Annotated in this window: 20 protein-coding genes and 1 riboswitch; of the genes, 8 read left to right on the top strand and 12 right to left on the bottom strand. The window is 41.0% G+C overall.

Annotated features, from left to right (window positions below; all coding sequences use genetic code 11):
- Nucleotides 1–49 precede the first annotated feature (49 nt).
- From B3E00_RS09485 to B3E00_RS09475, 3 genes are read right to left on the bottom strand one after another with little or no spacing between them, the layout of a single operon-like run.
- Nucleotides 50–682 carry an alpha/beta hydrolase gene (locus tag B3E00_RS09485; protein ID WP_293879168.1) on the bottom strand — a complete coding sequence of 211 codons (633 nt, stop codon included), beginning with the start codon at nucleotides 680–682 and terminating at the stop codon, nucleotides 50–52.
- Between the two features lie 22 nt (nucleotides 683–704).
- The gene (locus B3E00_RS09480) at nucleotides 705–1,004 is read right to left on the bottom strand and encodes a GNAT family N-acetyltransferase (protein WP_293879166.1); all 300 of its coding nucleotides are present in this window, start codon (nucleotides 1,002–1,004) and stop codon (nucleotides 705–707) included.
- A gap of 42 nt (nucleotides 1,005–1,046) precedes the next feature.
- On the bottom strand, nucleotides 1,047–1,973 hold the full coding sequence (locus tag B3E00_RS09475; protein WP_293879164.1) for a ring-cleaving dioxygenase: 927 nt from the start codon (nucleotides 1,971–1,973) through the stop codon (nucleotides 1,047–1,049).
- Between the two features lie 301 nt (nucleotides 1,974–2,274).
- On the opposite strand from B3E00_RS09475, the gene B3E00_RS09470 reads away from it, so the two are divergent.
- The 4 genes from B3E00_RS09470 to B3E00_RS09455 are packed head-to-tail and all read left to right on the top strand — an operon-like array spanning nucleotide 2,275 to nucleotide 11,039.
- The gene (locus tag B3E00_RS09470; RefSeq protein WP_293879162.1) at nucleotides 2,275–6,192 is read left to right on the top strand and encodes a response regulator; all 3,918 of its coding nucleotides are present in this window, start codon (nucleotides 2,275–2,277) and stop codon (nucleotides 6,190–6,192) included.
- 4 nt (nucleotides 6,193–6,196) lie between these two features.
- Complete coding sequence (locus B3E00_RS09465; RefSeq protein ID WP_209574302.1) at nucleotides 6,197–6,553, top strand: response regulator transcription factor; 357 nt, start codon at nucleotides 6,197–6,199, stop codon at nucleotides 6,551–6,553.
- Between the two features lie 5 nt (nucleotides 6,554–6,558).
- Nucleotides 6,559–7,626, top strand: a complete 1,068-nt coding sequence (locus B3E00_RS09460) for a HEAT repeat domain-containing protein (protein WP_293879159.1) — start codon at nucleotides 6,559–6,561, stop codon at nucleotides 7,624–7,626.
- Nucleotides 7,620–11,039, top strand: a complete 3,420-nt coding sequence (locus tag B3E00_RS09455) for a sulfatase-like hydrolase/transferase (RefSeq protein WP_293879157.1) — start codon at nucleotides 7,620–7,622, stop codon at nucleotides 11,037–11,039. The genes B3E00_RS09460 and B3E00_RS09455 overlap by 7 nt, the downstream gene beginning before the upstream one ends.
- Here the strand turns inward: B3E00_RS09455 and B3E00_RS09450 are convergent.
- From B3E00_RS09450 to thiS, 8 genes are all read right to left on the bottom strand, one after another.
- Nucleotides 11,036–12,271, bottom strand: a complete 1,236-nt coding sequence (locus B3E00_RS09450) for a YaiO family outer membrane beta-barrel protein (protein ID WP_293879155.1) — start codon at nucleotides 12,269–12,271, stop codon at nucleotides 11,036–11,038. The two genes, B3E00_RS09455 and B3E00_RS09450, sit on opposite strands and share 4 nt — an antisense overlap.
- A gap of 143 nt (nucleotides 12,272–12,414) precedes the next feature.
- On the bottom strand, nucleotides 12,415–13,125 hold the full coding sequence (locus tag B3E00_RS09445) for a HesA/MoeB/ThiF family protein (protein ID WP_293879153.1): 711 nt from the start codon (nucleotides 13,123–13,125) through the stop codon (nucleotides 12,415–12,417).
- Between the two features lie 4 nt (nucleotides 13,126–13,129).
- Nucleotides 13,130–14,254, bottom strand: a complete 1,125-nt coding sequence (gene thiH / locus B3E00_RS09440) for a 2-iminoacetate synthase ThiH (protein WP_293889101.1) — start codon at nucleotides 14,252–14,254, stop codon at nucleotides 13,130–13,132.
- Between the two features lie 10 nt (nucleotides 14,255–14,264).
- On the bottom strand, nucleotides 14,265–15,035 hold the full coding sequence (locus B3E00_RS09435; RefSeq protein ID WP_293879149.1) for a thiazole synthase: 771 nt from the start codon (nucleotides 15,033–15,035) through the stop codon (nucleotides 14,265–14,267).
- On the bottom strand, nucleotides 15,032–15,664 hold the full coding sequence (gene thiE / locus B3E00_RS09430) for a thiamine phosphate synthase (RefSeq protein WP_293879147.1): 633 nt from the start codon (nucleotides 15,662–15,664) through the stop codon (nucleotides 15,032–15,034). Before thiE ends, B3E00_RS09435 begins: the two co-directional genes overlap by 4 nt.
- A complete protein-coding gene (locus tag B3E00_RS09425) occupies nucleotides 15,610–16,227 on the bottom strand; it encodes a thiamine phosphate synthase (protein ID WP_293879145.1) in 618 nt (205 codons plus the stop codon). Before B3E00_RS09425 ends, thiE begins: the two co-directional genes overlap by 55 nt.
- Nucleotides 16,224–18,038, bottom strand: coding sequence for a phosphomethylpyrimidine synthase ThiC (gene thiC / locus B3E00_RS09420; protein WP_293938282.1), 1,815 nt, complete (start codon nucleotides 18,036–18,038; stop codon nucleotides 16,224–16,226). Before thiC ends, B3E00_RS09425 begins: the two co-directional genes overlap by 4 nt.
- A 45-nt stretch (nucleotides 18,039–18,083) precedes the next feature.
- Nucleotides 18,084–18,290: a sulfur carrier protein ThiS gene (thiS, locus tag B3E00_RS09415; RefSeq protein WP_293879141.1), complete on the bottom strand. Its 207-nt coding sequence runs from the start codon at nucleotides 18,288–18,290 to the stop codon at nucleotides 18,084–18,086.
- 59 nt (nucleotides 18,291–18,349) lie between these two features.
- A riboswitch (TPP riboswitch) is annotated at nucleotides 18,350–18,445 on the bottom strand.
- 191 nt (nucleotides 18,446–18,636) lie between these two features.
- Between thiS and B3E00_RS09410 the strand changes: the two genes are divergently transcribed.
- From B3E00_RS09410 to B3E00_RS09395, 4 genes are all read left to right on the top strand, one after another.
- Nucleotides 18,637–21,240: an alpha-L-rhamnosidase gene (locus B3E00_RS09410; protein ID WP_293938280.1), complete on the top strand. Its 2,604-nt coding sequence runs from the start codon at nucleotides 18,637–18,639 to the stop codon at nucleotides 21,238–21,240.
- A gap of 283 nt (nucleotides 21,241–21,523) precedes the next feature.
- Nucleotides 21,524–22,171 carry a type A chloramphenicol O-acetyltransferase gene (gene catA, locus B3E00_RS09405; RefSeq protein WP_293879137.1) on the top strand — a complete coding sequence of 216 codons (648 nt, stop codon included), beginning with the start codon at nucleotides 21,524–21,526 and terminating at the stop codon, nucleotides 22,169–22,171.
- Between the two features lie 197 nt (nucleotides 22,172–22,368).
- The gene (locus B3E00_RS09400; protein WP_293938278.1) at nucleotides 22,369–22,839 is read left to right on the top strand and encodes an SRPBCC family protein; all 471 of its coding nucleotides are present in this window, start codon (nucleotides 22,369–22,371) and stop codon (nucleotides 22,837–22,839) included.
- A 78-nt stretch (nucleotides 22,840–22,917) separates the two neighbouring features.
- A complete protein-coding gene (locus B3E00_RS09395) occupies nucleotides 22,918–23,688 on the top strand; it encodes a hypothetical protein (RefSeq protein WP_293879133.1) in 771 nt (256 codons plus the stop codon).
- A gap of 76 nt (nucleotides 23,689–23,764) precedes the next feature.
- Here B3E00_RS09395 and B3E00_RS09390 read toward each other — a convergent pair whose 3' ends face one another.
- Nucleotides 23,765–24,646 (bottom strand): DJ-1/PfpI family protein, encoded by an 882-nt coding sequence (locus tag B3E00_RS09390; RefSeq protein ID WP_293938276.1) that lies wholly within the window; start codon nucleotides 24,644–24,646, stop codon nucleotides 23,765–23,767.
- Between the last annotated feature and the right edge of the window lie 181 nt (nucleotides 24,647–24,827).

The raw sequence follows: 24,827 nt of genomic DNA, 5'->3' as shown, positions 1-24,827 counted from the left end.
TGCATTGCGACGGGTTGTTGATTAAAATAAATAATCAACAACCAATGGGTTATTGCTGTACATCTTTGAGCACAAATTCATTTGCAAGATCGATCTCCTCGCGATTGATGGTATGACCTCCGTTTGAATATATAGCGAGCTGTACGTTTGCATTCATTTTTTGTAAAATGGATGCTGTTGTTTTGACCCGTTCTAATGGAACGTGGAAATCGGGATCGCTAGTGCCGAGGAGAATTGGAGTCTGTGCAAAATCTCCGCTGTAATTTTGGTGGTTAATTTCTTCACCTATTACGCCGCCGATAATTGCGACTGCCCCTCCGTAATGCTGCGCATGCCGTGCAAGGTATTCGAGCGTTAAGCAGGCTCCTTGAGAGAACCCGAAAAAATAAATGTCTTTGGCAGGGATTCCCTGCGCTAAAGCGAGTTGAACGGTATGGTCGATTAAGTCCACTGCTGAACTCAACCACGGTTCGTTCTGTTGAACAGGAGCTATAAAGGAAAAGGGATACCAACTGTGGTTTTCGGCTTGAGGTGCCAGCAGTGCAAAATTATCGACCTGAAGGTACGATGACAGGCTAAGTATATCTTCGGCACTTCCGCCCCGGCCATGGATCATGATGATGGCTTTTTTTGCCTGTTCCAAATTGTGACCGGCTCTCTTGATGTTTATTGGATGACTCATGTTGCTTTTTCTTTTTTGATAATTATGTTGTTCTTCTAAACCAAATATCTTGATAGCGCTCGGGATGGCGATGAAATTGTGCATTTACATAAGGACATAATGGAACAATTTTCATGTTATTTTCGCGGGCATAAGATACGAGCTCTTCGAGAAGTATTTTTGCAAATCCTCTGCCTTCATATACATCATCTACCTCGGTGTGGTAAACAACAAGGTTGCCGTCGATGATCGCAATGCTCATTAAGCCGGCTTTATGATTATCAGAGAATAACTGGAGTTCGCCGCGTTGACTTTTGTCCAGGATAATTTCAGTTCTTTCCATAGCTCTTTTTTTTTGCAGGTGAAATTAATGTGATTTATTGATCTAGTCTATTTTCGGTAATGCTTTTTCAATTTGTAATCGGTGGCTTTCATACTGTTTTGGTAATTTGAGGGCAGAACCTAAACTCGATAGCTGTTCATCCACTGTAAAACCGGGGTTATCGGTCGCGATTTCAAAAAGTACGCCTCCTGGTTCACGAAAGTATAACGAGAAAAAATAGTCTCTATTTATTTTAGGCGTGATATCTAATCCTGCCGAAAGTATTTTTTCGCGGTACTCCATCAAGACGTTATCGTTTTTCACGCGAAATGCAATATGATGGTTTGTACCGGCTGCATTTTTGCCGTAGTTCAGATTTTCATCTGCAATGATGTCGACCATGTTGGCTGTGGCTATACTGTACGTCGTCAATCGATAACGATTGTCAATCTGTTGGCTAAGCGTATAGCCTAAAATATCGGTCAGTATTTTTACGGTTGGTTCTGCCTTTCTTAAAGAGAGTGTTACATTATGGAAGCCTTTTAAGGCATTTTCTGCTTGGATATCGGTGGTTGTCCAAGGAAGTCTTGGATCAGTTGTTTCAATAAACTGAAGCTGCAACCCGTCAGGATCACGAAATGATATTAATTTCTCTCCAAAAATCTCATCTTCTATCCACTGGATGCGATATTGTGTTAAGCGATTTTTCCAAAAATCTAGACTACCTTTCGGTACCGAGTACCCTATGTGGGTAGCCATTCCTGCACCTGGGGCTCCTTTTCCGATACCTTCCCAAGGGAAAAAAGTAAGGATAGTCCCAGGTTCTCCCATTTCATTGCCGTAGTAAAAGTGGTAGGTGCCGGGATCATCAAAGTTTACGGTCTTTTTTATAAGACGGACACCCAGTACTTGCGTATAAAAATCGAGATTTCGTTTTGCATTATCGGCTATCGCAGTAATGTGATGCAATCCTAATATTTTATTTTCCATATTAACGTATTATGTTTTCTTGACTAATGTAAAGTTACGCCAACCCAAAGGAAGTTTTATTGAACTAGATTAATAAACTCAATTGTGTATCAATAACGGTATCTCTGTAAATTAAAGTTGGAAAATAACTTATTTATTAGGAATATAGGCGATGAATTTTTGCCATACAACAACTATTCTTCGCAGTGTTTGTTCTTAATAAAACATTATTTGATCAATTTCCTTATTATTTACGCGGCGTTCAGTAATGTTTTTGTTAACTTCACAGTGATAATAAATCTGATCTAAATACTGGAGATAAATGGTAAATAATGTTTTTCCTGAAAATGAGTTAAGAAGGATAGAAAAACTGAAATCCTATGAGTTAATGGGGCTCGGGAAAGACCCGGAATTAGATGTTTTTGCGCAGGCAGCCTGTTTGATTACAGATTGTCCTGCTGCTCTAATTGCCATGATGGAACAAGAAACGCAACGTATTCAGAGTTGCGTTGGGATAGCGTTGGACACTGTGGACAGGAAGAATACCGTCTGTCAGTATACGATCATGAGTAAAGAAGTGCTCATCATTGAAGACACTTTTAACGATGTTCGCTCTTCTTCCAATCCCTTGATTCGCGAGGGAAATATCCGTTTTTACGCGGGGGTTCCGCTTTTGGACGATGATGGTGATGCGCTTGGGACAATTTGCGTGATTGATTTCCATCCCAAACAGCTTTCAGAGAAACAGGTCAGCTCCCTGGCAGAATTAGGCAAGGCAGCGACCAAGATATTACTGGGAAAGCATCGAAAAAAACAGGCGGGTTATTTCGCTGAAATTTTTCATTTGACCAACAATATCATTTGTGTTTTGGATGATATGCACAATGTTAAAGATGTTAATCCTGCATTTAGTAAAGTTTTAGGATTGTCCCGCTCGGACAGCTTAGGCAAATCTATTTTCACTTTATTGGGTGATACTGAAGAAAAATTAGCATTCAACTTGAACCGGGTAGCGGAAACAAAATACGGTATCCAAAGCAGTAGTACGACTCGAATGGAGAACGGCCAAATGGTGGAGATTGAATGGAATTTTAAATTTGATGCAGTCAACCGTGATATTTTGGCTTTTGGCAGAAATGTGACAGCGGAACGGAAAGAAAAACTGAAACTGGAAAATTCTGAGCGTAGATTCCGTAGCTTTTTTGAAAATGCCATTGGCCTGATGAGCATGCATGATATGGAAGGCAATATTTTATCAGTTAATGAAAAAGGAAGAGAGTTATTAGGTTATTCCAAAGAGGAGGTCAAAGGACTTAATCTAAAAAACTTGGTCCCGGCTCATCATGTTGCTTTAGTCGCAGATTATCTTCAACGTATTGCGAGCAACCGAGAGGATTCAGGAATGATGGTTTTGCAAACAAAAGATGGTGAAGATATCTCTTGGCTTTATCATAACATGCTAGAAACTGATGAAAATGGAAAGTCTTACGTTGTCAGCACTGCGTTAAATATGACGGATCGGCTGCGGCTTGAAAATGATCTTTTGCATACCAAGCAGATCTTAGAACAGACAAATGCTGTCGCTCAAGTTGGTGGATGGGAGGTAGACCTGGTTAACAATAAGGTCTATTGGTCGGATTCTACAAAGCTTATCCATGGTGTACCTCTTGATTTTACACCGGATTTTGAGCATGCTATCGGATTTTATGAACAGGAGAGTCAGGGCACATTGCGACGAGTATTTGAAGAGGCAATTGCTTCCAGGACACCTTATGATACGGAATTACGTCTACTAAAGCAAAGCGGCGAGTCGATTTGGGTACGCGTAAAGGGTATTCCCGAATTTGAAAATGATTTATGCAAACGTGTGTATGGAATTATACAGGATATCGATCATAGTAAATCGCTATTTCTGGAATTAGAACGCAAAGAATCGATGTTACGCGCCTTTGTAGATTACGTTCCGGCTTCTGTTGCTATGTTTGACCGTGATTTTAACTATATTTCGGTTAGTAATCAATGGTTGGAAGACTTTCATGATGGGGCCAGTTTACCGACTAATAGTAACTTTTTCGATCTTTTTCCTCATATTCCGGAAAATAGAAAAACAATATACCGCGATGCTTTGGGTGGCATACCTTATAAGAATAGGGATGAGATTATTCAGGCTGGTGGATTGGCCGAAGCGCAGCATTTCAATTGGGAAGTTAGACCATGGCATCTTGCTGATGGAAGTATCGGCGGGATCATTATTTTTACGCAGAACATAACGGAGTCAGTAAAAATAAATGATGAATTGAAATTAGCAAAAGAACTAGCCGTGCTAGCCAGTAAAGCAAAGTCCGAATTCCTGGCCAATATGAGCCACGAAATTCGAACACCTTTAAACGGGGTGATCGGATTTTCGGACTTATTGCTGAAAACGCCATTAAATGATACGCAGTTGCAGTATCTTGGCTATATCAATGAATCGGGGAATAGCTTGCTCAATATTATTAATGACATTTTGGATTTTTCAAAAATTGAATCCGGAAAACTTGAATTATTTGTTGATAAATATAATATATATGATGTAGCTAATCAGGTTATTAATGTTGTTCTCTATCAAGCCCAGCGAAAGGATGTCGAACTGCTTCTGAATATTGAGCAGGGGCTACCCGCTTTTGTTTGGATTGATGAATCACGTATCAAGCAAGTATTGGTGAATCTGTTGGGCAATGCTGTGAAGTTCACAGAAAAAGGCGAGATCGAATTTAAGATCAGTAAGCGCTATAATAGCGAGGATAAATTAGCGCTACGTTTTGAAGTCAGAGATACTGGTATTGGAATTCCGCCCGACAAGCAACAACGTATATTTGATGCTTTCACCCAAGAAGATAGTTCCGTAAGTAAACGTTATGGTGGCACCGGACTTGGTTTGACAATCTCTAACAACCTGTTGAAATATATGGGAAGCAAACTGAATTTGGTGAGCAAAATGGGCGTCGGGTCCACATTCTTCTTTGATATTGAGGTCCGATTTGAAGAACAGGAGGATATAGATACAGAACTGCCTTTAAATCGTGTCCTTGTTGTTGATGATAACGCTAATAATCGGATCATTCTTCAACATATGCTATCGTATAAGAACGTCGACTCTGTACTCGCGGCTAATGGTATGGAAGCTTTACAGTTATTGATGAAAGGTGAAAGGTTCGATGTTATTTTAATGGACTATCATATGCCGATATTATCGGGCCTAGAAACGATCGGTAAAATCAAAGAACTCTTTCTGAAGCAAGAGGAAGGCATTCCATTGATTGTGTTGCATACCTCATCGGAAGAGCATGAGGTGATTTCGGCATTCCGACAGGAAGAGCATTCTTTCTGTTTGCTTAAACCCATTAAGTCAGAAGAGTTATATTCAACACTTCGCCGAGCGATCCAGCAAAATAGGCAAGAAGCCGTCCAATCAAAAGCTAATGAAAATTTGTCTGTGTCTTCAGATTTTTATCATAAGGAAATTCAGGTCTTATTGGCAGATGATAATGCGGTCAATATGGCGCTCAATTTGCGCATTATGGCCAGTATAATGCCGGGTGCACGCCTGACAGAAGTGTCTGATGGCGCTCAGGCCATTGAGGCCTGTAGGAAGAAGACATTTGATTTTATTTTAATGGATGTTCAGATGCCTGAGGTCGATGGTATTGAAGCTACCAAACAGATTCGCCAGATTAAAGGTTACGCCGAAACACCTATAATTGGGGTTACAGCCGGTAATATTTCGGGAGAAAGGGAACGCTGTCTAGCGGCGGGGATGTCCGATTTTTTAGCTAAGCCTATTCGACAACAAGATTTGTACATAGCGTTGGATAAAGCAATATCCGGTACTCCTATTGCTGACGACGCCTCCGAATTAGCACACGGCGATCAACATTTAGACATGCATCGCTTGGATGAACAGGCCGGTGATGATCCTGCATTTTTAGCTTTTTTTCTGGATTTGGTCGTACGGGAGATAACAGGGGCTAGAAAGCAGCTACAGGTGGCAATCCATGCAGATGATTTTGTCCATGTCAAGGAGCTGCTACACAAATTGCGGGGCACTGCTTCAACAGCAGGGCTTGTCAAATTGGCCGAGATGACAAAAGAATTGGAAACAAGTTCGACCATTGAAAATGATCTTGCGAACGCTTTCAGAGCAATTGAACAAGAAATGGATATAGGTTTGGAACTCATTACAAAAATTTTAAATAAATAACGCTATGTTGATTTTAATAGCTGAAGACGACGAATTGATATTACGTACTGTTGAACACAAGTTGGTAAAAGAAGGGCACGAAGTAGTGTTGACCAGAAATGGTCGTGAAGCGATAGAGAAAATTAATGAACTGGATTTGGATTTAATTGTGACGGACATTATGATGCCTTTTGCTTCTGGTATTGAAATCCTTTCGGCGATTAAGCGTGTTGGAAAGGAGATTCCAGTCATTGTATTGTCGAGTATGGGCCAGGAGGAGGTTGTGGTCGATGCGTTCGATTTAGGAGCATCAGATTTTATGGTTAAGCCATTTAGTCCAAACGAGCTCATTCTCAGAATAAAACGCCTAAAAAATAAATAAACAATATGTATCACCATATCGCACTACATGAACTTATTCTTGCGATAGTTATCGTGTTGATCTTAGTACTGTTGTTGATTATTACAGTATTGGGTTACAGCTTCTATAGTTATCGAATACTTCATAATAAGCAATCTTGGAGAGAAATCATCGAGTATAAGATTATGGAGACAATCGTAGGGAATGATGACCGTAGTGATAGCGATAAGGAATTTGCGAAACATTTAAAGGAGCCTTCATTTCGGGCACTTTTTTTAGATGTACTGGTTGATTCGGATAGAAAATTTTCTGGTGGTGCTAAACAATCGATTAATAGGCTGTTTCGTGATTTTGAACTCGAGGATGAAGCCTGGCGGAAACTCAGGCATCGCAGCGGCTATTTGGTAGCCGGCGGTGTTCAGGAGCTTGCAGCGATGAATGTTGAAGCTGCAATACCTGAAATCATGGCGAAGTTAAACGATCCCCGAACTGCCGTTTATCAGGAGGCCCAATATGCAATTGTCAGTTTTAAGGGATACGAAGGCCTTGGCTTTTTGGAGCATTTCGATAAGCCGTTATCAGATTGGCAACAGTTGCGCTTATTGTATTCCATTCATGATATACCGGAACAATCTGATTTGCAAGTTGATCATTGGATTAATAGCACAAATGATTCGGTTGTCATATTCACTTTACGTCTAATCCGAAAATTCAGATTGATGACCCTCTATACGGCGGTTCATAACCTGTTGGCTCACCCATCGACGATGGTTCGTGTACAGGCTGTAAGAACTTTACAAGCCATCGAGCATCGTGGGACAATTCAGCAATTTATACAAAGTTTCGATCTGCAGCCACTCGCAGTGCAGAATGAGATTCTGAAAGCGATGAAGATAGCCAAGAGTAAAGAAAGCGAGCATTTTCTTAAAGAACTACTGTGGAATCATCCCCAAGTATCAATTAAAATTTCTGCCGCCGAAGTACTTGTCGTTCTTGGAGAAGAACACTATTTGCAGGAGGTATCACAAGCTGGAGATACCTACGACGAACTTAGACGAATTATTAAACACGCTTTGCAAGAGAAAAAATGTTAGAGTTTTCCCATATCGTATATGAAATTATAGTTTGGTTATTTTTGCTTTATTCCGGGGCGGTATTTCTTATTTATACTTGGATAGGATTATATGCTTATGGAGCTGTGTTTCGTTACAAACATGATAATACGTTTACGGACTATAGTATTATTGCCACCAATCCCAATGCTCCTACATTCAGTCTGATTGCACCAGCCTATAACGAGGGCATGACCATCGTTGAGAATGTGCGGTCCTTATTGTCGTTGTATTACCATAATCTAGAAATTATTATCGTAAATGATGGGAGTAAGGATGATTCTATATCAAAATTGATCACGTCTTATGAACTTGAACCGACGTCTTTCTTTGTTCAAGGAAACATTGAGACGAAGGAGATACGGGGAATCTATAAAAGTAAAAACCCGGCTTTTAAGAAGCTGATTGTTGTAGACAAAGCGAATGGCGGCAAGGCGGACGCGCTTAACGTTGGGGTGAATATCTCTTCTGGAGATTATATCGTTTGTATTGATGTGGATTGTATTTTAGAACAGGATGCGATTTTAAAATTAGCGAAGCCATTTCTAGAACAAACTGACAAACGCGTTATCGCTTGCGGTGGCGTTATCCGTTTGGCCAACAACTGTAACGTCGTGGATGGGTCTGTTGTGGATGTTAATTTGCCAAAGTCTTGGTTGGGGCGCACGCAAGCTTTAGAATATATCCGTGCTTTCATTTTAGGGCGAATGGCTTGGTCTAGAGCTTCGGGATTAATTCTGATTTCAGGTGCATTTGGCGCTTTTAACCGGGAGATTGTGTTGGCTTGCGGAGGCTATGACCGAAATACGGTTGGGGAGGATATGGAGCTTGTTGTTCGTATGCGTCGCTATATGGAAGAGCAAAAGCAGGCTTACGAGGTCGTTAATATTCCTGATCCCTTATGCTGGACGGAGGTGCCAGAATCTAAAGAGGTACTACGTAAGCAGCGCAATCGTTGGATGCGCGGCACGATGGAAACCTTATGGAAGCATCGTAAACTCATGTTCAATCCGAAGTATGGTCGGTTCGGTATGGTTAGCATGCCTTATTGGTTTTTCTTTGAATTTTTGGGGCCTATTGTCGAATTTACGGGTTACATTGTTTTTCTAATCTTTTTTATACTCGGAATCATCAACTGGCCATTTTTCTTCGCACTTTTTGCACTGGTAATTGCTTCGGGAATTTTGTATTCCATCTATGCCATCCTGATTGATCTTGTTAGCCACCAGGTCTATTCAAAGAAGCGGGACCTTTCGACGTTAATAACTACCGCTATTCTAGAACCATTTTACTTTCACCCTATTGTCGTTAAAGCTGGAGTCCAGGGGGTTGTTGATTACTTTCGCAAGCAGCATGGCTGGGGAGAAATGACACGACAAGGCTTTCAACAAAAAGATGCCAATGAGTCGGTTTGGAAATACCTCGGTCACCGATTAAATCTGTCGTTAAAAAGCTTAGGACCTGTGATGTTGGTTGCCTTTGCCTTGTATATGTTATCCGTTGGTGTAGAATGGTGGTGGTACGGTCGTCGATTTTCTCAGCTTTCGGAGGTCCACGCAGGCAAATACCTATTTTTGGATAACATCCTGTTTATCTTTCAAGCCTTAGCGTGTTTGGGAATAGGCTATTTATTGCTACAATTCTTAAGCAGATTTTGGGCGAGGCTTCTTTTGATCATTTCGTTCTCGCTTATTGTTGTTATGCAGTTCATCTTATTTCTGTATTTTGGCGAATCGAGAAATTTGCTTGGGGCTGATATGTTCTATTACAGTTCGGAAGAGATGAAGCAAATTTTGGAGGCTAGCGGTATGTTGAGTTTTACCAATATTGCTTTACTTTTATTATTGATCGCAATTTCTTGGGTTCCGCTTTGGATTGCCAATAAAAAGACATTCAAAAAAAACTATGTTAGTATTGCACTCTTATCTTTGGGGATCATATCGTTTTTCATTAGTTCGGCTTCGCTTTTAGGGGGTCGCTCCGATAACGATGAATTCGTAGCCAATGCAAGCCGGAGTAAATGGCGTTATTTCTTCAATTCCAATTTATCAAATTATGTGGATGAACACCCGGGTATGCTCGCAATGTTCCATAAAGAGGAGGATACAAAGGTGTTGGATACTAAATTTCCTTTTTTGAAAAAAGAAGATACCAAAGATTTTCTAGGAACACACCTTCAGAAAACGACGAAAGTGCCCAATTTAGTTATTCTCGTCATTGAGGGGCTAGGGCATGCCTATAGCGCTGAGAATGGCTATATCGGTAACTTTACGCCATTTATCGGTAAACTGAAGCAGCAATCGCTGTATTGGGACAATAACATGAGTTCTTCAGGACGGACATTTTCTGTTCTGCCTACGATAACAGGCTCACTACCTTTTGCTATGCACGGTTTTTTAGAGCAAGATACCTTACCAGACAATTTCAATCTATTTAATATTCTAAAGAGCAACGGATTTAATACTGGTTTTTTCTATGGCGGTCATTCAAATTTTGACTTCATGAAGAAGTTCATGGATTATAATAAAATTGATATGCTCATCGATCAGGAAGCATTTGGTCCTCCATATAAGAAATTGCCTGAAAAGGGGGGAGAAAGTTGGGGATATGAAGACCAAGCTGTATTTAGTAAGCTTCTTGAAGTACAGAAAGTGCAGCAACAACCTTATTTCCATGTGCTTTTGACGCTCTCTACACATAATCCATTTTTGATTAATAATGCGGCCCATTATGAGCAATTATTTGATCAACGTATGGTGACATTGAACCTTACGGCCGAGCAGAAAAAGTGGGCTTTAGAAAACCGTACGCAGCTGGTCTCAGTGTTGAATTTGGATGATGCGATGGAACAATTTTTTGAATCTTACAAAAAGAGAGCAGATTTTGCAAATACGATTTTTGTCATAACTGGAGACCACGCAATGCCTGAGATACCGTTACAAAGCAAAATCGATCGTTATCATGTTCCTTTGTTGATTTATTCACCACTTTTAAAAGGGCCAAAGACTTTTCATCATTTTGTTAGCCATTTTGATGTCGCGCCATCTATATTGGCCTACTATCGAGAAAACTTTGGAGTTAAAACTCCCGGTCAAGTTACTTGGATAGGTGCGGGCCTTGACAAAGGGGCATCTGCACAAGGTGATGGCATCGGTATGATGCAGAGCAAAAATCAGTTGATTGATTTTGTAAGGGGTAATTATCATCTTTCTGATGGACAACTGTATCAGTTGGATGGTGTGTTCAATGAAGACGTGGCCTCGGATAATGCGAAAGAGGAGGTTACAAGGCGCTTTGAATTATTTAAGCGCAAAAATAAGCTATTCTATACAGAGAAGCGGCTCATTCCGGATAGCGTCTATACCAACTATTTCAAACGGACAGGAAACCGCTAGAATTTTCGAATATAGCCTAGGATGATGTCTAGTTGATTTCCTTTTTCTTTGGGACGGAATTCTTGGTTATAATAGGTGCCCGAAATTGAAAACAGATTACTTTGCTTAACAGAGAAATTATATTCAGCACCTACTTTAAATGTTTTTAATTTATAGGAAGCGTTGTCCAATAGATTATTTCGGTTTTCCTCAGGGCTCAAACCCGTTCCGGCGCTAAATCCGAAGTAATCGTTTGCTCCTTTTGTATAATAGCGGACTGTTCCGGTATACGATTGGGAAATATTCTTTTCGCCTGGAGTAAGGTAAGTCCTTAGATTGAACCACAAGTTTTGGTAATATTTTCCGACTGAAGCTGTGTACATCCAGATGTTGTCACTAAAATAGAGCTGACGATATCCGATTTCCCCCTCAAAGCTGTTCGGAAGATTGGCATAGAGAGACACACCAGTTCTATATTTCGCAAAAATCCCCACATTATTGGAATAGCCTGCTCCGACATAAAGGTAAAATATCTTTGAAAGCCGTGGGTAAGCCTCCATCTCAAATTGGACGCCATTTTCTGCAAATTTATTCGCATAGTTAGTTCTGAAAATTACAGATCCTATTGCTGTTGCCCGTTTATAACTTAATCCAACAATGTGCCAATTGTGATCAAACTGTTTGTCAAAATAGACAAAATTGTACGTCAGACCGATTGCATTTTTAGCGGTATACTCTTCAATATTTTTTGTCAATGCTCTGGCCTCCGTATTTTTTGGATTAATTTCCAACAAACTATGAATTGCCTTTTCGGCAGTTTCGTATTGATCGTTGCCATAGCTTATTTTGCCTTTTAGCAATAGTAAATCCTGAGACTGCGGATGTATGCGTAGCCCTTTATCGGTAATTGCAATTGCTCTTTCAGCCTGGTCGTTCCAATACTCAAGCGAAGCGTACGCCAAAAAGAAATCTTCATCAGTGGTATTTTTTCTATCCAGTTCCGTAAAGATGGCCCTTGCCGAATCTATCTTATCTGACCAGGTATAAATGCGCGCTAAAAAAATGTTGATATCCGTGTAGTCCGGTGCTTGAAGTAGCGCCTGCTTGGATAATTGAATCGCTTGTGGATAATCTTTTGATTCAAAAGCAACCTTTCGCGCTTTAGCAAAGAGATCATCGGCAGTGAGTTTTGTCTCTTGCGCCATGGAGAATAAAGGTATTAGTGATAGTAATGGATAAATTACTTTTTTCATTCCGGATTGTATAGTTGACATTTAAGCTTGCTAATATATAAACTAAAATTAGCAAAATTTGTTTGTGCACTGTGGTTTTAAATAAATTTTGCGCGCTCGTGAATCCTTCTAAACCATTTATGGGATACCATTTGAGACGACATTTAGAATGAGAGTTTAGAAAACCGCCAATTTAAGGTATCGATAATGGTTAACTGGTTGCTGTCTACAGGTAAACCGGTTATGATCTTAAGTACCTGCATAGCCATCATGCTACCTATGATCCCTGGCAGGGGGCCTAGTACTCCATTTTTATCGCAATTTGGAACCTGATCGGGGTTTGGGGGAGTGGGAAAGATGTCCAGAAGGTGTTTACTGCCTTCAAAGTTAAAAACTGCCAGCTGTCCTTCAAAGCCGTGGATGCTCCCATATACCAAGGGTTTATCGAGTTTCAAGCAAATTTGATTCAGTAAGTAACGTGTCGAGAAGTTATCCGAGCAATCTACTACTATTTGATAGGGAGCAAGAATTGCAGCCGCGTTGTTCGGTTCTATCTTCACCTGAACCGTATGAAAATCAATTGTACTATTATGCTGTCGAATATAGTCTTGGGCACTTTCGGTTTTAGTTTTGTGAATGTTGTTTTCGGAGTGTATGATCTGTCTATTTAGATTGTGGATTTCAACATGGTCAAAATCAGCCAGGCCAAGTTTACCTATACCTGCAGCGGCTAAATATTGAAGGACGGGACTTCCGAGTCCCCCTGCGCCAACAATCAATACCTTGGCATCCATGATTTTTCTTTGTCCTGAGACGCCAATTTCATCGATAAAAATCTGCCGGCTATAGCGCTCAAAAATATTGTCTTTTTTCATTTATTTAACGTACTATGCCAGCGAAATTGGTTTCCCAGTCCTTCATCACCGGCGAGTATCCCATTTTTCGGATTTGACTTTTTATGGTTTCCATATCCCTTTCATCGCTTACTTCAAATTGTTCTAAAGCTTGTGGATCGACAACATAGCCCCCGGGATTTGTTTTTGATGCAGCGCTCATCGTCGTTACTCCAATGGGTATAATATGATCTCTAAAAGTTTCGTTTTCCCTTGTGGAAATAGAGATTTCCAAATTTTCATTCCACAGGCGATATGCACAGATCAGCTGCAGTAGATCGCGGTCGGCCAAATGAAAATTTGGTTCCAAAGAGCCAGCAGCTGGACGCAGGCGTGGAAAGGAAATTGAATAACGAGTCTGCCAATAATGTTTTTGTAAATAAGCAATGTGTGCGGCGGTAAAGAAACTGTCCACCCGCCAGTCTTCGAGCCCCAGTAATACACCCAATCCGATTTTATGGATGCCTGCCCGGCCTATACGATCAGGTGTATCCAAACGATAATCAAAATTTGACTTTTTTCCTTTGGGATGATATTGCCTATAAACTTCCCGGTGGTATGTCTCCTGATAAACCAAGATGGCATATACGCCAGCGGCCTGCAATAACTCGTACTCGGATTGTTCCAACGGTTGTACCTCAATGGATATCTGGGAAAAATGGGACTTTAGAAGTTGAATAGCATGTAGGAAATAATTGATTTCAACAGTTTTGTTAGCTTCTCCGCTAACGAGGAGGATATGGTTGACTCCCATAGCTTTAAGTGCCATCGCTTCCAGTAACAACTCGGTATCGCTAAGCGTCTTTCGTCTGATTTTGTTGTCCATGCTGAAACCACAATAGGTACAAATATTTTGGCACTCATTGCTGAGGTAAAGGGGAGCATACAGCTGAATAGTTTTGCCGAATCGGCGCTGTGTGAGTTGTTGTGTCTTTTGAGCCATTTGTTCCAGATATGGAGCCGCTGCCGGAGCGGTAAGTGTGCCAAAATCATATAGGGTCAAATGATCCTTATTTAGCACATGCTGTACATCCCGATCTGTAGTGCTGTAAATTTGCATTTGGATTTCATCCCAGGAGTATTGATTGAAAAGCATTTTAAAATCGGTCATAAGGCAATGATTAGTCTAACAAAAATGAAGTTAACGGGCTCGAAGCGACGGCATGTGCTCCGACCTTTCCTAAGCCGGCCTCATAGGCTCTTCGGCCAGCTGTAACCGCTTCTTTGAATGCTGCGGCCATGCGTACGGGGTTATTGGAAATGGCAATTGCCGTATTCACTAAAACAGCGTCTGCTCCGATTTCCATAGCTTTGGCGGCATCGGAAGGCGCTCCGATGCCAGCATCTATAACGACGGGTACATTACTTTGTTCAATGATAATTTCAAGAAAGTCCATAGTACGAAGTCCTTTATTACTGCCAATAGGAGCACCTAGAGGCATAACTGCTGCTGTGCCTGCATTTTCCAGCCTTTTACAAAGTACTGGATCTGCATGGATATAAGGCATGACGACGAACCCCAATTTGGCCAACGATTCAGTTGCACGTAAGGTTTCAATGGGATCAGGTAATAGATAGCGAGGATCGGGATGAATTTCCAACTTTACCCAGTTTGTTTCCAAAGCCTCTCGTGCAAGTTGGGCTGCGAGTACCGCTTCTTTAGCAGTACGTGCTCCCGAGGTATTGGGAAGCAAATGAATATTTTTCAGATGGAGGGCATTCAGGATATTGTCGTCTACGGTGTTCTGATCGATGCGTTTGAGGGCCACGGTAACCAACTGGGAAGCCGAAGATTCAATGGCATGGCTCATTTCTGTGAGACTGCCGAACTTGCCCGTACCCAAAAATAACCTTGATTCAAATACGCGATCGGCTATGGTTAAATTGCTCATATTAAAATTTTGTTGATTGATGAAACGATTGCTGGATTATAGGTTATACGAGCGGAAATTGCAACTCCATAAACTCCAGTTTGTAATAGCTGTTGAATGTCGTCGAGGTGGGCTATACCGCCTATGGCGAATATCGGGATAGGGGATAACCCTTCTCGTCTGACCTGCCTAATGATATTTTCATATCCGTCAAGCCCCAATACGGGACTTAGTTTTTGTTTTGTTGTCGTAAATCGGAATGGTCCAAGCCCGATATAGTCACAATTTTCCGTTATTCTTTGATTTACATCTGTAAAGCTATTGGCAGTACCGCCAATTATTTTTCCTGGCCCCAATAGCTTCCTTGCCGCAGCGATACTGCCGTCCTCCAGTCCGAGATGTACGCCGTCTGCGTCTACAGCCGCTGCAAGCGCAGGATGATCATTGATGATACAGGTGGCGCCGTATAGCGAACACACGTTTTTGATCTTTTCTGCCAATGTGTAAAGATGCTCTTGGCGAGCTCCTTTCCACCTAACTTGTATCCATTTGACACCAGCATCAAGAGCTTTTAAAATATTATCTTTTTGTGCATCTAATGTTTGTCCTTGTGATATGTATTGGAGTTTTTCCATAGTTTTTGTTGACATGCAATGAAATTTTGAATTGGGTCTGGATGCTGCCATAAAGCGCCATACAAAGCAATTCCATCTGCCCCTTCCTGCAATGGCAGGAGGCAGTTAGCTTGGTTTATACCGCCAAGTGCTATCAGACGAACCGTAAAATTAACGCGTTTTGGAAGTTGATTCAGTTGGGCATTATCTCGTCCGTATCCTTTTTTTGAAATACTTGGAAATATTGGACTGAGAAGAGCATAAGCCCAGCATTCATCCAGTTTGTTGAATGCCAGGATATCATGTACAGATGTTGAGCAAATAATTGGAGCGTTCATCTGACTGGAGGGGCTATGCTGTCTACTCCATTCATTTATATGAATGCGTGCGATCCCAAGTTCAGCCGACAGGTGAGGGTGGGAATGGAGGACCAACTTTTCAAGATATGCAGGATCTATTGATTCTACATATCTTGCCATTTGTAAGTCTGTAAAATGATATTTGCGTAAGTGCAGGAAATCGAGTCCCTTTTCAAAAAGTGTATGGAGAACCGCTTTTTCGGTATCTATGGTCTCTTCTGGCGTTAGTGCAATGATCATGAATAGATTTCTTTACCCTGTGCGATAAATTCTTGGGATTTTTCAAGCATACCCTGCGCTGCACTATCCCGTATTTCTTGCGTAATTTTCATGGAGCAAAATTTGGGGCCGCACATGGAACAGAAATGAGCGACTTTAGCTGCATCTGCAGGCAAGGTTTCGTCATGATATTCCCGTGCGGTATCCGGATCTAGGGACAGATTGAATTGATCTTCCCATCTGAATTCAAATCTTGCTTTACTTAAAGCATTGTCACGATACTGTGCTCCAGGGTGTCCTTTGGCCAAATCGGCAGCATGCGCGGCTAGTTTGTACGTGATGACACCATCTTTAACATCTTTTTTATTTGGTAGTCCGAGGTGTTCTTTTGGGGTGACATAACAAAGCATGGCACAACCGTACCAACCGATCATCGCGGCTCCAATGGCCGAAGTAATATGGTCATACCCCGGAGCAATATCGGTGGTAAGCGGGCCTAAGGTATAAAATGGAGCTTCATTACAACATTCCAGTTGTTTGTCCATATTTTCTTTGATCAGTTGCATTGGGACGTGACCGGGGCCCTCTATCATTACCTGAACATCGTGTTTCCAGGCGATCTTCGCAAGTTCACCCAATGTTTCGAGTTCAGCAAATTGAGCCGCATCGTTGGCGTCCGCAATAGCTCCAGGGCGAAGACCATCGCCAAGCGAAAAAGCGACGTCATATTGTTTCATAATCGAGCAGATTTCCTCAAAATGGGTATAAAGAAAGTTTTCTTTGTGGTGAAAAAGACACCATTTAGCCATGATGGAACCACCTCTTGAGACGATACCAGTTACCCTTGAAGCTGTAAGATGAATATAGCGAAGCAGTACACCTGCATGTATAGTAAAGTATGAAACACCTTGTTCTGCCTGTTCGATCAAGGTGTCTTTAAATATCTCCCAAGTAAGGTCTTCGGCTACCCCTTTTACTTTTTCTAATGCTTGATAGATTGGTACGGTGCCGATTGGAACGGGTGAATTGCGGATGATCCACTCGCGGGTTTCATGAATATTTTTACCTGTGGAGAGATCCATGATGGTGTCGGCCCCCCAACGGCAGGCCCAAACCGCTTTCTCAACTTCCTCTTCGATACTCGAGCTAACAGCACTATTGCCAATGTTGGCATTGATCTTAACCAGGAAATTACGGCCAATGATCATCGGTTCACTTTCAGGGTGATTGATATTATTGGGAATGATCGCTCTTCCGGCAGCGATTTCTTCGCGGACAAACTCGGGAGTAATCTTTTTTTTAGGTGTTCTGGCACCAAAGTTTTCACCTGTATGCTGATGATCCATTCCAGGTGTGGTGGCTACTAGCTGCTCGATACGTTGATTTTCCCGGATAGCTACGTACTCCATTTCGGGGGTAATGATGCCTTTCTTTGCATAATGTAATTGGGTGACATTTCCGCCAGAAGTGGCCACCTTCGGTTTATGACTATAGGCAAATCGGAGCGCATCAAGCGTTGGGTCACAGAGCCTTTTTTGTCCGTATTGGGATGTGATGTTGGCTAGCTGGGTCACGTCCTGGCGATTCAATATCCATTGTTCGCGAAGCCGCGGGAGACCTTTTCGGATATCGATCTGAAAATCCTCATCGGTATATGGACCAGAGGTATCGTAGATTGTGATAGGGGGATTAATTTCTACTTGCCCATTGCTCAATTTGGTTGGACTTAAAGAAATTTGTCGCATAGCAACTTGAATAGGAAATAGCGTTCCAGGTACAAAAATTTTCTTTGAATTGGGAAAAGGGGATTGCGTAATTGTTTCAGCTGTCATTTTTCTGAATTGAAGTGAATGATTAGGGTGATTTTTTTGAAATCATTATCCGCCTTGCGATGCGGTTATTAAGATGATTTGATCGTGAGGATTGAGTGTTGTTGTAGCCCAATCTTCCTTGGGTATAACATGGTTGTTGATGGCAGCGGCAACACCTTGGGTTTTGCCAGATAATTCCAAGACCAATAGTTCCTCAAGTGAAAGAGGGGCGGGGTCGAAAAATCGAATTTGATGGTTTATTGTAAGTTCCATTCCTTAATTTTTTTGGTTAAACTTTAGGAATGGCTACACGAAGGTACAGCAATGCACCTGTTAGACAGCTCACTTTTCCCTACGCCAGTATGATCCGGATCAGGTTCTAAGGGTAAAATCTCAGCCTGCACAAGCAGACACCCCTAAAGTTAAAACGAAGATAGTATTATTTTTGTGAAAGTTGCAAGAATTTTAATTTAAATGCCTCACAGATAGATCAGGAAAGTGCAGGTCGCGATTTGGGAAATATTTAATATATTCGTTTTTTAATCAGCTAAAACAATTTAACAGTTACCGACAATTATACCCTTTAATGCGTAGGATTTTATTGACAATACTATTGTGTATGGCATGTACTGCATATGCACAATCTAAGAATAACTGCACTGCTGTACAGTTGACATGCGAACATCTGGTCAATCCGCTAGGCATTGACGCATCCCGTCCGAGACTAAGCTGGCGCCTTGAAGACCAGCGAAGGGACGCTTTACAACAAGCTTATCAGATTCTTTTAGGGCAAGATTCTCTTGCATTGTTACACGGGGCAAAAGCGCATTGGGACAGTGGAAAGCAGCTAAGTTCGGAGATGTTGGTGCAATATAATGGTACCGAGTTAAAACCGCGGACAAAATACTTTTGGCGAGTTAAAGTATGGGACCGAGACGGCATTTCCAGCGTTTCAGCAATAGCATCTTTCGAGACTGGAATGATGGGGAAGGATCTTTGGACAGGAAAATGGATCAGTGACAATAAAGATATCAATGCGCGCAACGCTCCGTATTTTAGGACTGAATTCACTGCCAAGAAGCGAATAAAATCGGCTCGTGCTTATGTTGCTGCTGCCGGATTATATGAACTTTCTATTAATGGCGTGCGCATTGGAGACCACCGTCTTGATCCCATGTATACGCGATTTGATCGTCGAACACTGTATGTGGTAGAGGATGTTACCGGACAACTTCAACGAGGTGCGAACGCGATTGGCGTCGTTTTGGGAAATGGATGGTATAATCATCAACCGCTGGCGGTATGGAACTTTCATCAAGCCCCATGGCGAAATCGGCCAACATTCTGTTTGGAGCTTAAAATCGAGTATACAGACGGCACACAGGAAACGGTCGTTTCAGATAAGCAGTGGAAAACAGCTTCCGGTCCAATTATCTATAACAATATTTACACGGGTGAGCATTACGATGCTCGAATTGACATGCCCGGGTGGGATATGCCAAAATTTGAAGATTCAGCCTGGCAGGCCGTTCAATATAGAACTGCTCCATCTACCTATATCGTTTCTCAACAAATGGTTCCGATTCGACTGGGAAAAGTATTCAGACCAAAATCAGTCACAAAGATTGACCACCGTACGTATGTTTTCGATATGGGGCAGAATATGGCGGGGATTACAAGGATTCAGGTAAAGGGGCCGAGGGGTACTGTTCTGCGTATTAAGCATGGTGAACGGTTACAGTCTGATGGCCGACTCGATCAGTCCAATATCGATGTTTACTATCTTGGCGATAAGGAAAGCGAGCCATTTCAGACGGATATACTAACCTTAAGTGGTCGCGATGATGAGTTTATGGCTAAATTTGGTTATAAAGGCTTTCGTTATGTCGAGGTTAGCAGCAGCGCAGCGATAGCTTTGGATAATTCTGCTGTGACTGCCTATTTTATGCACAGCGATGTTGAACCTATCGGACAGCTTAAAACATCCTCGGAATTGATTAACAAACTATGGAAAGCGACCAACAATGCCTATTTGTCGAATTTGATGGGGTATCCTACGGACTGCCCGCAACGCGAAAAAAATGGTTGGACAGGGGATGGTCACCTGGCGATTGAAACTGCCCTGTATAATTTTGACGGTATTACAGTTTATGAAAAATGGCTGGCCGATCATCGTGATGAGCAACAAGAGAATGGCGTATTACCAGATATTATTCCAACGGGTGGATGGGGGTATGGTACTGCGAATGGTCTTGACTGGACAAGCACCATCGCCATTATCCCTTGGCAGATCTATCAGTTTTATGGTGATCCCCTTGCATTGGAAGAATGCTACGATAATATTAAACGCTATGTCGATTATGTCGACGGCATCAGCCCCTCAGGCCTTACTACTTTTGGACGCGGAGATTGGGTTCCAGTTAAGGCTCAGTCCAATTTGGAACTGACGTCATCTGTTTATTTCTATGCTGATGCGACCATTTTGGCTGCAGCTGCAAAGTTGTTCGGAAAAACGGCAGACCATCAAAAATATGATCAACTTAGCAAAAGAATCAAGGCGGCAATTAATGCGAGATTTTTGAATGCTTCTAGTGGAATTTATAACAATGGAACACAGACGGAATTGAGTGTACCGCTCTATTGGGGAGTTGTCCCTGACGAAATGAAAGCGAGGGTTGCGGCCAATCTAAATAGGAAAGTTGAAGAGGCTCACTTTCACTTGGACGTAGGGGTATTGGGAGCAAAAGCCCTCTTGAATGCATTGAAAGATAACGGGTATGGGGTTACCGCGTATAAAGTTGCGGTACAAGATACCTATCCGTCTTGGGGATGGTGGATTGTCAATGGGGCGACAACACTGTTAGAGAACTGGGATTTAAAAGCAACTCGGGATATTTCGGACAACCACATGATGTTTGGTGAAATTGGTGGCTGGTTTTTTAAATCTATCGGCGGGATTCTTCCTGATCCCGAACAACCTGGATTCAAAAACATACTGTTGAAGCCTATTTTTCCTCAGGAATTGAAAGAATCATCCATTTCTTACGAATCACCCTATGGTAAAATTTTATCTCATTGGAAATTAAGTGGTAATAAGATTGTATATGATGTTCAGATACCTCCAAATGCGAAGGCGACATTTTATCCTCCAAATAATGTAAGCCATGGTAATATTATTGCATTGAAGGCTGGTAAACACCGGTTGGAATTGGAACTCAAGTAACATTTTACTGGTATCAATCCTATTGTATTTGATTGATACCAGCAAAAATATTTTATATTTGGAAGAAATACGTGGAACGATTTTACCTTTTTGAATTCATCTTCCAATATAGGAAATTGAAGTCAATCGTATCAAAATGAAATTTTCATCTTTTGGAAACTTGTCGTAATTAGTTGCAACCAAAAAAATAGAATATTTTTAAAGGCGTTCTTTGTCGGATAAATTGACTGTCTAAGTCATTATAGCGACGAGGAAATAAATACTAGCTAGATAATTGATAAAAATGGATACAAAATATCAAACAATTGATACAGCAAATTGGAAGCGAAGGGAGCACTTCGAGATTTACCGTGGGGATGTAAAATGTGGTTTTAGCCTTACAGTTAAGCTCGATATATCGGCGGTGGTCCAATTTGTAAAAATGCGCGGTTATAAGTTCTATCCTGTCATGATTTACCTCCTTTCGAGGGCTGTGAACCAACATGCTGAATTCAAAATGGCAATGAGAGGTAGCGAATTAATTTGTTGGGACAGGGTTGACCCTATTTACACAATACTGCATAAAGAAGCCGAAACTTTTTCTGCATTGTCAATAGGATATCAGGAAAATTTTACCTCTTTTCTGCAAGAATACGAGCATGTTGCTGAAAAATACAGTGATAACAAGCTCTTTTTCCCAGAAAAACCGCCAAAAAACCATTTTAATATTTCAGCTCTTCCCTGGATTCATTTTGATAGTTTCAATCTTAATGTTGCAGATTTTAGCAATTATTTTTCACCGACATTTACGATTGGAAAATATAAGGTTGAAGGAGATAAGACCCTTATGCCATTGGCTATACAGGTACATCATGCGGTATGTGATGGTCTGCATGTTGCCAAGCTGATCGATACGCTTGAAGCACTTTTTCAGGACGTCGAGTCTTTTTAGTCGATCGAAACTCTACATCCCATAGTGTTATTATAGTTACATATAGTTTAATTTTATTCTTTGTTTGCTATTTTAATACTGTTTTTTTTATTTTTTTTGTATCTTTAGTATGTTTTTAAACTAAATAATCCTCGCATTGTTATTTTAATAGCATGCTAGCGATGGGCATCAAATTGGTTTTTGCAATTCATATTCAAATGAAGTATACATTATATAGGGAACAACAATTAGCTTGCGATATAGCGCGCGCTTGGAGTTTTTTTTCGTCTCCACAAAATCTTGCTCAAATAACGCCAAAGGACATGGGCTTTGTGGTTGTTTCAGAATTTAATGGAAAAGAAATCGTAAAGGGGATGGTCATCGATTATTTAGTATCTCCAATTTTTCGAATTCCGTTGAAGTGGAAGACCAAAATAACACAGGTGGAAAAGAATAAGAGTTTTACCGATTTTCAGTTAAAAGGACCTTATCGATTTTGGAATCATTTTCATGAATTTATTCCAAATGAAAAAGGCGTGTTGATGAAAGATACTGTTGTTTATGAATTGCCCTTCGGAATATTAGGCACGATTGCGCACAGTATATTTGTTAAAAAGAAATTAGATCAAATTTTTGATTATCGCTATGAGATTTTAGAAGAGCTATTTAATCGTAATAAAAAGGTATGATAGCTACTCTTTAATCGCTTATCGATCGGGCATAAACTAATAAATCGGCCTTTATTAAAATATTTTATAACGTATACAATGAAAAAAATCTACCAAATAGTCAATGGAATTGTTTTAGTCGTTACTGTAGTTATCAATTATTTATCCAATACTGGTATTTTCAACGGGGAAACGATGGCAACGATATCGGCCAAGTATCAAAACCTTTTTACACCGGCCGGGTATGCTTTCTCCATTTGGGGCTTGATATATCTGGGCTTGTTTGGATTTGTGGTCTATTTTGGCCCACTTTTAAAACAGACCAGAGAAAAGGAAGAAGTGATCTCAAAAGTGGGGTGGTGGTTTTCGGTCTCTTGTTTGGCAAATTGTCTATGGGTTATTACCTGGTTGTACGACTACACTTTTGTGACCATTTTTTTGATGCTCCTGCTCTTTGTATCGTTGTTACAGATCATTCAGAATACTCGGACTATTGCTTTTGAATCAAACCTTAAAAAGCTTGCCTTTTTAAAGTTGCCTTTTCATCTTTATGCTGGGTGGATTTCTGTCGCTTTGATTGCCGACGTTGCGGCATATCTTACCAAGATAGGTTGGGATGGATTCGGAATATCTGCAACAGCATGGACACTTATCATGTTTGTAGTTGCGCTAGTAATTCATTTGCTGATGATTTGGCAATGTCGTATGCCCGCATTTGGACTCGTAGCTGCCTGGGCTTTAATTGCAATTGCAGTGGCTAATAAGGGGATGAATAGCGTCTTATATACAGCGGCGATGGTAGTAGCAATTATTGTGCTGCTAAACCTGTTTTCCTATTGTATTCGATATCGTAAACAACTATTATTATAGCAGTTAAATGATAACTAAGACGCATTAGCGTGAGCCTCGGCCGATCTGTCGTCGGTCGAGGCATGAAATTGTTTGATTAATTTTCTACCTTAGACTTTTCATCAGCAAGCAATTCTTCCACACATATTTTACCGAATTTATCCGCTGCTAGCGGACTGTCGGCGGTAATCAGCTTCCGGTCAATGTGGCAATCGCCGCTAATTTTTTTATTTAAAATTTCAATCCCCAGCTTTTTCAGTTTCTCGCCATATAGCCAAGGCATTTCGCCGGGCTGGTATCCACTTTGTGGCAGAATGAGATCCATTTCGTCAGGAAATGAATTGATTTTATATCCTTTATATGGAAAATCACCCTCATCAACACCTTGTGCAGCAGATAAGAGGGCTGCGGGCCCATGGCATATTGTCAGCATAAATTTATCTTCGGCTATTACCCATTTAATCAGCTCTTTTACATCGTTATTTTCGGGAAGGCCGAGCATTGCGCCATGTCCTCCCGGGATGAAGACAGCCACATAGTCGACATACGATTTAGCGGTGTCCGCTACAAAATCCTGGAGACTGTGTGGGTTTGAAAACTGTGTATTGTATTTTTCAAGAATTTTGCCAATATGCTCGTCTTCATAAGGCATTGCCCACATCTCAAACTTCACGGTGCCACCAGTTGGCGTATAGAAATCTACGTCAAATCCGGCTTGGTCAAAATGAAGAATAGGAACGAGTGTTTCAACGGGATGATTGCCAGTAGAAAATTTCTTGCCATTTTTCATGCTCATATAGCGTTCCTCCGTACAAAGTACAAGAATTTTTTTTCTCGTATCTTTGTTGCCCTCGTCATATTTCTTCTTACTATAGTCGGTTTTTGTAGTAACCATTGCTTTTCTCGAAAAAAAAGAAGGCTCATAGCCCACGCCGTCAAATACTGGCTCTTTGCTCAAATCTTTTGAAAATAATGACATAATATATGTATTGTTTATGGTGTATAATTTATCGCACTCTTATGATATCAAATGTTTTTGCCAGCTTATCGTTCGTTTATTCTCCAAAACAGCCGAAACACGCTGTGGAAAAAATAACACATTTGCATGATCTTAAAGCATAACAATGCTGAGGGCAATGCTGTTTTGTTTAAAAATCTAT

It is taken from the genome of Sphingobacterium sp. UBA5996 (assembly GCF_002429765.1).
GTDB lineage: Bacteria > Bacteroidota > Bacteroidia > Sphingobacteriales > Sphingobacteriaceae > Sphingobacterium.
The sequence above is the reverse complement of the archived record's forward strand: the minus strand, read 5'-3'. Positions and strand labels throughout refer to the sequence as shown.

What these genes read in the sequence shown, in the direction of transcription:
- thiS (WP_293879141.1), bottom strand. Translation starts at nt 18,290, where the DNA reads ATGGAACTTACAATAAACCATCAAATTCGATTTTTCGACCCCGCCCCT.
- B3E00_RS09395 (WP_293879133.1), top strand. Translation starts at nt 22,918, where the DNA reads ATGAAAAAAATCTACCAAATAGTCAATGGAATTGTTTTAGTCGTTACT.
- B3E00_RS09465 (WP_209574302.1), top strand. Translation starts at nt 6,197, where the DNA reads ATGTTGATTTTAATAGCTGAAGACGACGAATTGATATTACGTACTGTT.
- B3E00_RS09470 (WP_293879162.1), top strand. Translation starts at nt 2,275, where the DNA reads ATGGTAAATAATGTTTTTCCTGAAAATGAGTTAAGAAGGATAGAAAAA.
- thiC (WP_293938282.1), bottom strand. Translation starts at nt 18,038, where the DNA reads ATGACAGCTGAAACAATTACGCAATCCCCTTTTCCCAATTCAAAGAAA.
- B3E00_RS09455 (WP_293879157.1), top strand. Translation starts at nt 7,620, where the DNA reads ATGTTAGAGTTTTCCCATATCGTATATGAAATTATAGTTTGGTTATTT.
- B3E00_RS09425 (WP_293879145.1), bottom strand. Translation starts at nt 16,227, where the DNA reads ATGATCATTGCACTAACGCCAGAAGAGACCATAGATACCGAAAAAGCG.
- B3E00_RS09480 (WP_293879166.1), bottom strand. Translation starts at nt 1,004, where the DNA reads ATGGAAAGAACTGAAATTATCCTGGACAAAAGTCAACGCGGCGAACTC.
- thiE (WP_293879147.1), bottom strand. Translation starts at nt 15,664, where the DNA reads ATGTCAACAAAAACTATGGAAAAACTCCAATACATATCACAAGGACAA.
- B3E00_RS09410 (WP_293938280.1), top strand. Translation starts at nt 18,637, where the DNA reads ATGGCATGTACTGCATATGCACAATCTAAGAATAACTGCACTGCTGTA.
- B3E00_RS09460 (WP_293879159.1), top strand. Translation starts at nt 6,559, where the DNA reads ATGTATCACCATATCGCACTACATGAACTTATTCTTGCGATAGTTATC.
- catA (WP_293879137.1), top strand. Translation starts at nt 21,524, where the DNA reads ATGGATACAAAATATCAAACAATTGATACAGCAAATTGGAAGCGAAGG.
- B3E00_RS09400 (WP_293938278.1), top strand. Translation starts at nt 22,369, where the DNA reads ATGAAGTATACATTATATAGGGAACAACAATTAGCTTGCGATATAGCG.
- thiH (WP_293889101.1), bottom strand. Translation starts at nt 14,254, where the DNA reads ATGACCGATTTTAAAATGCTTTTCAATCAATACTCCTGGGATGAAATC.
- B3E00_RS09445 (WP_293879153.1), bottom strand. Translation starts at nt 13,125, where the DNA reads ATGAAAAAAGACAATATTTTTGAGCGCTATAGCCGGCAGATTTTTATC.
- B3E00_RS09450 (WP_293879155.1), bottom strand. Translation starts at nt 12,271, where the DNA reads ATGAAAAAAGTAATTTATCCATTACTATCACTAATACCTTTATTCTCC.
- B3E00_RS09475 (WP_293879164.1), bottom strand. Translation starts at nt 1,973, where the DNA reads ATGGAAAATAAAATATTAGGATTGCATCACATTACTGCGATAGCCGAT.
- B3E00_RS09485 (WP_293879168.1), bottom strand. Translation starts at nt 682, where the DNA reads ATGAGTCATCCAATAAACATCAAGAGAGCCGGTCACAATTTGGAACAG.
- B3E00_RS09435 (WP_293879149.1), bottom strand. Translation starts at nt 15,035, where the DNA reads ATGAGCAATTTAACCATAGCCGATCGCGTATTTGAATCAAGGTTATTT.
- B3E00_RS09390 (WP_293938276.1), bottom strand. Translation starts at nt 24,646, where the DNA reads ATGTCATTATTTTCAAAAGATTTGAGCAAAGAGCCAGTATTTGACGGC.